This is a genomic window from Pseudomonas sp. DrBHI1, assembly GCF_002205115.1.
GTDB lineage: Bacteria > Pseudomonadota > Gammaproteobacteria > Pseudomonadales > Pseudomonadaceae > Aquipseudomonas > Aquipseudomonas mosselii.
Map to the genome: position 1 here is coordinate 1 of NZ_NIBE01000075.1, position 5,573 is coordinate 5,573.

Here is a 5,573-nt window from a genome sequence, read left to right on the forward strand (position 1 = left end):
AGCAAAAATCAGATCCAAATCAATGCTTGCCGCAGCATACAGGACAAGAGCTGTATCTACGATTGCCCTAATTCTGGGGCAGGGAGGAATAGCATTTTCACAGGCAAGTGCGCTGTTCCAGTGGCTATCAATCAGCACAACTAGTACAAAGATAAGCAACTTACTTTCTACGCTCTCTAGACTTTCCGCAAAACTGGCAGCCAACCGTGCGGCCATGATATTCCTGAGCCGCTTGAGTTGGATAGGCGGCGCCATTGTGTTGGGCACCACTATAACCTTACTCATTATCGATGACGACGCTTTGGAGAAGTGGTGTAGTAAATGCTGCTTCCGCCTTAAACCATCCAGCAAAGGATATATGAAGGACACTGAAGAGCTAGAAGCCTTATTCAGCGCCATGAGCGAGGTTATATAGTGTATTTTTTTGAATGGCTTTCATGGCTTGCGGCCATTGATCCAAAAGAAGAGCGCGAAGCCTTTGAAAAACAAAACAAGACAATTAAGAAGAAAGATATTTATGAAGACGAAGAAGAAGAATCAATTGCAGCAGCAAAAAAATCAGTATGCGCCACCCCTAAAAGCCGTGGCCCCGTCTACGTGTACAACGAGCATGTGCTCGAAATGCGCTGCGGCATGTGGGAGGACAAACGTGGCTTGATCACCATCCTTTCACTTACAGTCATAGCGGTAATCATATTCGAGTTCTATTTCACAACTGACTCCATCAAAAAATTAATCTCATTGGCCTACAACTATCAAGGTGAACCGTATGGGGAACTCCTAGTCACCACAATTTTCTTTCTCTGCCTGGATCCATGGCTTTTATGGCTTTACCTAAAGTATGGTTTTCGTTTCACACGCTTTGAAATGTTCACGTCACGCCACTTGTTGATACGTTTCAACCGCATTACCCAACAGGTCTACCTCCACCGCCCTGCCTACTGTGGTGGAATCGTCACGCTCCCGTGGAACGGTGTATCGTCCAGCGGCGCGGATAAAAAATCTGCCATAGCAAGTGGTGTGGGTCTCCCGTTGGCGCTCACATGGTCGTCCGCCTTCACCGGTACGCTGCGTACCGAACTGATCTGGGTAGGAAAATCCGCCAACAATTTCACGGTGCTTCAAGCCGAGTGGGAGTTTATCCGTCGCTTCATGGATGAGGGCCCAGAGGGGTTACCGCGCCCCCACATCACCTCGCATTTTCCGTGGCCCTGGCAAGCCTTCACACCTCAGTTCGAAGGCCTGACCCACTACTTCCGCAGTTCCCCACGCGTCATCAAGTGCGGTCTGGTGCTGCTCTCTCCTGCCTTCCTGATCATCGGAACAGGTCACTGGGTGAGCCTCCTGCTGTGCTGGAAACCTCGCTGGCCCAAAATCATCCGTGAAGCCGGCCTGCCGGGAAAACCCGTCCCGGCAGTGACCACCATTGACGATTATCCACCCCATATCCAGGAGAGGCTACGGGAAAACGCCTACCTCTGGGCCATACGCCCAGGCAAACGCCCGGAGAGAAAACCCCGTGCCTCTAAACGTCGGCCCAAGAGCCCAAGTCAAACTCCCGATATCGAGAAGGATGCGCCCCATGAGGCCGACAGTATCGATCAGCCGTAGAGATCAGGCTGATCCCAGTCGGCATGGAGGATGTAGCATCCAGGGGATGATCGCTCGCCCAGTAACAGCTTCCATCGACGCCCGGCAGATGATTGGCTACGTGCACGGCGCGGCGCTGCTGCGTTTTGCCGGGCAGCACATGACGCAGCTCGTCGTGCCGCTCAGGGCGGGTGAATACCTGAAGCTGCTCAACGAAGGCCTGCAGGCGCGCACCGATGCACTGCTGGGCCAGCTGGACCAGACCCGCGCCCTGGCTCGCGAAGCCATGGGCAACCGAGTCGCCGAGCATCATCATGACGGGCGCCACGCAATGCACCCTGCGTGTGAAGAGGGGGACTGCCAGCGAGAACAGATAACCCGGCCACAATCAGATCCCCACCGTGGCCACCCAATCACTGGAATGCACCTGCAACCACCAAATCCCAGGCACAAAAAAAGAGGCCTTCCGGCCTCTTCTTTGTGATCCCAGCGACGCACTGCGGATCGAATTTGGAGCGGGAAACGAGACTCGAACTCGCGACCCCGACCTTGGCAAGGTCGTGCTCTACCAACTGAGCTATTCCCGCGTCGTGATGGGTGCCATTCTAGCGATTTCCAGAACGGCGTCAACCCCTTGATTCAAAAAAACTTTTACTTTTGCTCCGAACCTTCGCGCAGGTGCGGCCAGGCGGCCAGCAGGTAGTGCACCATCGAGATCAGGGTCAGGCCCGCCGCCACCAGCAGCAGCCCATAGCCCAGCACCACCCAGAAGGTCAGCAGCGGCGGGTTGGCCAGCAGGATCACCAGCGCCAGCATCTGCGCGGCGGTCTTCCACTTGCCCAGGTTCGACACCGCCACGTGGGCGCGGGCGCCGAGCTCGGCCATCCACTCGCGCAGCGCCGAGACGACAATCTCGCGGCCGATGATCACCGCCGCCGGCAGCGTCAGCCAGAAGTTGGCGTGCACCTGCACCAGCAGGACCAGGGCCACGGCGACCATCAGCTTGTCGGCCACCGGGTCGAGGAAGGCGCCGAACGGGGTGCTCTGCTGCAAGCGACGCGCCAGGTAGCCGTCGAGCCAGTCGGTGGCGGCGGCGATGGCGAACACCGTGCTGGCGGCCATGTAGCTCCAGTGATAGGGCACATAGAACAGCAGGATGAAGATCGGGATGAGCAGGACGCGTAGAACGGTGAGCAGGTTTGGAATATTCATCGGTACGACTGGCTGCGAGTTGAACCCGGCATTCTACTCGCTATGCAGGCTGGCATAAATCGACTCGGCAAGCTTTTTACTGATGCCGGGGGCTTTGGCGATCTCGTCGACACTGGCGCGGTTGAGCTCCTGCAGGCCGCCGAAATGTTTCAGCAGGTCGCGACGGCGCTTGGGGCCGACCCCGGCGACGTCCTCCAGGCTCGATGTGCGCCGGGCCTTGCCGCGCCGGGCGCGGTGGCCGGTGATGGCAAAACGGTGGGCTTCGTCGCGAATCTGCTGGATCAGGTGCAGGGCCGGCGAGTCGCCCTTGAGGGTGAACTCGTGGGCCACGTCGTTCAGGTACAGGGTCTCGAAACCGGCCTTGCGGGTCACGCCCTTGGCCACCCCCAGCAGCGTCAGGTCAGCAAAGCCCAGTTCCTGCATCACGTCGCGGGCCATGTTCAGCTGGCCCTTGCCGCCGTCCACCAACAATACGTCGGGCAACTTGCCCTCGCCGTCCTTGATCCGCCCATAGCGGCGCTGCAAGGCCTGGTGCATGGCCGCGTAGTCGTCGCCAGCGGTAACGCCTTCGATGTTGAAGCGGCGGTAGTCGGACTTGAGCGGGCCTTCGGGGCCGAACACCACGCAGCTGGCCACGGTGGCTTCGCCGCTGGAGTGGCTGATGTCGTAGCACTCCAGGCGTTGCGGCACCTCGTCCAGGTCGAGCACCTGGGCCAGCGCCTCGAAGCGCGCGGCCATGTGCTGGCGGTTGGCCAGGCGGGCATTGAGGGCCTGCTCGGCGTTGGTCACCGCCAACTGCTGCCAGCGCGCGCGGGTGCCGCGCACCCGGTGGCTGATGCTGATTTCGCGGCCGCGCAGGGTCTGCAGCGCCTCGCTGATGGCGGCGAAGTCGTCGTGCACCACGTTGACGATCAGCTCGCCCGGCAGCTCGCGCTCGGCGTTGCCCAGGTAGTATTGGGAGAGGAACGCGGCCATGACTTCGGCCACCTCCTCCTCGATGCCCACCTGGGGAAAGAAGTTCTTGCTGCCCAGCACCCGGCCGCCACGCACGCTGATCAGGTGCACGCAGGCGCCGCCCGGATTGACGAAGGCCGCCACCACGTCGACGTCGCCGGAGCCGCCCTCCATGTACTGCTGGTCCTGGACCCGGCGCAGCAGGGCGATCTGGTCGCGCAGCTCGGCGGCCTTCTCGAAGTTCAGGGCCATGGCGGCCTTTTCCATCTCGGCGCTGAGCTCGTTGCCCAGTTGCTGGCTGCGGCCTTCGAGGAACATCACCGAATGGCGCACGTCCTCGGCGTACTCCTCGGCGGCGACCAGCCCCACGCACGGACCCTTGCAGCGCTTGATCTGGTACTGCAGGCACGGGCGGGTGCGGTTGGCGTAGTAACTGTCCTCGCACTGGCGCACCGAGAACGCCTTCTGCAACAGGCTCAGGCTCTCGCGGATGGCACCGGCGCTGGGGTACGGGCCGAAATAACGGCCCTTGGCCTTCTTCGCGCCACGGTGGATGCCCAGGCGCGGGAATTCACCGTCGGACAGGAACACGTACGGGTAGGACTTATCGTCGCGCAGCAGGATGTTGTAGGGCGGCCGCCACTCCTTGATCAGCGTCTGCTCAAGCAGCAGCGCCTCGGTCTCGTTGGCGGTGATGGTGGTTTCGACCTGGGCGATGCGCCCCACCAGGGCAGCCGTCTTCGGCGCCAGCCCGGTCTTGCGGAAATAGCTGGCCAGGCGCTTCTTGAGGTTCTTGGCCTTGCCCACGTACAGCAGCCGGGCCTCGGCGTCGAACATCCGGTACACGCCCGGGCGACCGCTGCAGGTCGCCAGGAACGCGCTTGCATCAAAAGGTTGTGACATGAGGTGTGCTTACAGACTTGCGTCGACCATACCGTGGCGGACGGCCAGCAAGGTCAGTTCGACGTCGCTGGTGACCGAGAGTTTTTCGAAGATTCGATAACGGTAAGTATTGACGGTCTTGGGGGACAGACACAACTTGTCAGAGATGATCTGCACCTTCTGGCAGCCGACGATCATCAGCGCAATCTGGATTTCCCGCTCGGACAGCGCGTCAAACGGCGAGCCCTGGGGCTGGAACGACTTGAGCGCCAGCTGCTGGGCAATCTGCGGGCTGATGTAACGCTGGCCGGCGAAGGCCAGGCGAATCGCCTGGACCATTTCGTCGAGCCCGGCACCCTTGGTGAGGTAGCCCGCGGCACCCGCCTGCAGCAGGCGGGTGGGGAACGGGTCTTCCTCGCACACGGTTACCGCGACCACCTTGATGTCCGGATGGCTGCGCAACAGCTTGCGCGTGGCTTCCAGACCACCGATCCCTGGCATCTTCACGTCCATCAGGACCACATCCGGCTTGAGCTCGCGGGCCAGCTTGAGGGCGGACTCGCCAGAGTCCGCCTCCCCCACCACCTGCAGCCCGTCGATGTCGGCCAGCATGCGTGTGATGCCGGTACGCACCAGATCGTGATCGTCGACCACCAGGACCCTAATCAAGCAGACACCTCGTCAGTGGGGCGATTGGATCCCGCCACCTTAACAAAATTTTTCACAACGAACCTAGCGCAAAGCGTCATGGAAATATGCCTGCCGGTCAGGCCGCCGAATGCGCAGCACTTGCGCCCCCCCCTCCTCGCCCGCCAGGCGGTTGAGCAGGTGCCAGACCGCGGCTTGGTCGGCCGAAGGCAGGCGGCGGAACGCGTCGAGCAGACGGTTTTCGTCGGACGTGAGGCTGTCCAGCGGCGCGGGGGTGTGCACGCCGC

The 5,573-nt window shown here is 60.9% G+C and carries 6 protein-coding genes, 1 tRNA gene and 1 pseudogene; 2 read left to right on the forward strand and 6 right to left on the reverse strand.

Going from position 1 to position 5,573, the window contains the following annotated elements; all coding sequences use genetic code 11:
* Window positions 1-216: hypothetical protein (locus CC207_RS27690; protein WP_256582104.1), on the reverse strand; the 216-nt coding region annotated here is incomplete at its 3' end.
* A 198-nt stretch (window positions 217-414) separates the two neighbouring features.
* Between CC207_RS27690 and CC207_RS16745 the strand changes: the two genes are divergently transcribed.
* Both CC207_RS16745 and CC207_RS16750 read left to right on the forward strand, forming a co-directional pair.
* Window positions 415-1,611 (forward strand): DUF6708 domain-containing protein, encoded by a 1,197-nt coding sequence (locus tag CC207_RS16745; RefSeq protein ID WP_256582105.1) that lies wholly within the window; start codon window positions 415-417, stop codon window positions 1,609-1,611.
* A 46-nt stretch (window positions 1,612-1,657) separates the two neighbouring features.
* Window positions 1,658-2,074, forward strand: coding sequence for a hypothetical protein (locus CC207_RS16750; RefSeq protein ID WP_088852437.1), 417 nt, complete (start codon window positions 1,658-1,660; stop codon window positions 2,072-2,074).
* 27 nt (window positions 2,075-2,101) lie between these two features.
* Here the strand turns inward: CC207_RS16750 and CC207_RS16755 are convergent.
* The 5 genes and pseudogenes from CC207_RS16755 to CC207_RS27695 all read right to left on the reverse strand — a co-directional run.
* Window positions 2,102-2,177 (reverse strand) — tRNA-Gly (locus CC207_RS16755).
* A 64-nt stretch (window positions 2,178-2,241) separates the two neighbouring features.
* On the reverse strand, window positions 2,242-2,802 hold the full coding sequence (gene pgsA / locus CC207_RS16760) for a CDP-diacylglycerol--glycerol-3-phosphate 3-phosphatidyltransferase (RefSeq protein WP_028692524.1): 561 nt from the start codon (window positions 2,800-2,802) through the stop codon (window positions 2,242-2,244).
* Between the two features lie 33 nt (window positions 2,803-2,835).
* Window positions 2,836-4,659 (reverse strand): excinuclease ABC subunit UvrC, encoded by a 1,824-nt coding sequence (uvrC, locus tag CC207_RS16765; protein WP_050704747.1) that lies wholly within the window; start codon window positions 4,657-4,659, stop codon window positions 2,836-2,838.
* 9 nt (window positions 4,660-4,668) lie between these two features.
* Window positions 4,669-5,307 carry a UvrY/SirA/GacA family response regulator transcription factor gene (gene uvrY / locus CC207_RS16770; RefSeq protein ID WP_028692526.1) on the reverse strand — a complete coding sequence of 213 codons (639 nt, stop codon included), beginning with the start codon at window positions 5,305-5,307 and terminating at the stop codon, window positions 4,669-4,671.
* 63 nt (window positions 5,308-5,370) lie between these two features.
* Window positions 5,371-5,573: pseudogene (locus CC207_RS27695) on the reverse strand (transcriptional regulator); the annotation flags it as partial.

What these genes read in the sequence shown, in the direction of transcription:
- CC207_RS16750 (WP_088852437.1), top strand. Translation starts at nt 1,658, where the DNA reads ATGATCGCTCGCCCAGTAACAGCTTCCATCGACGCCCGGCAGATGATT.
- pgsA (WP_028692524.1), bottom strand. Translation starts at nt 2,802, where the DNA reads ATGAATATTCCAAACCTGCTCACCGTTCTACGCGTCCTGCTCATCCCG.
- uvrC (WP_050704747.1), bottom strand. Translation starts at nt 4,659, where the DNA reads ATGTCACAACCTTTTGATGCAAGCGCGTTCCTGGCGACCTGCAGCGGT.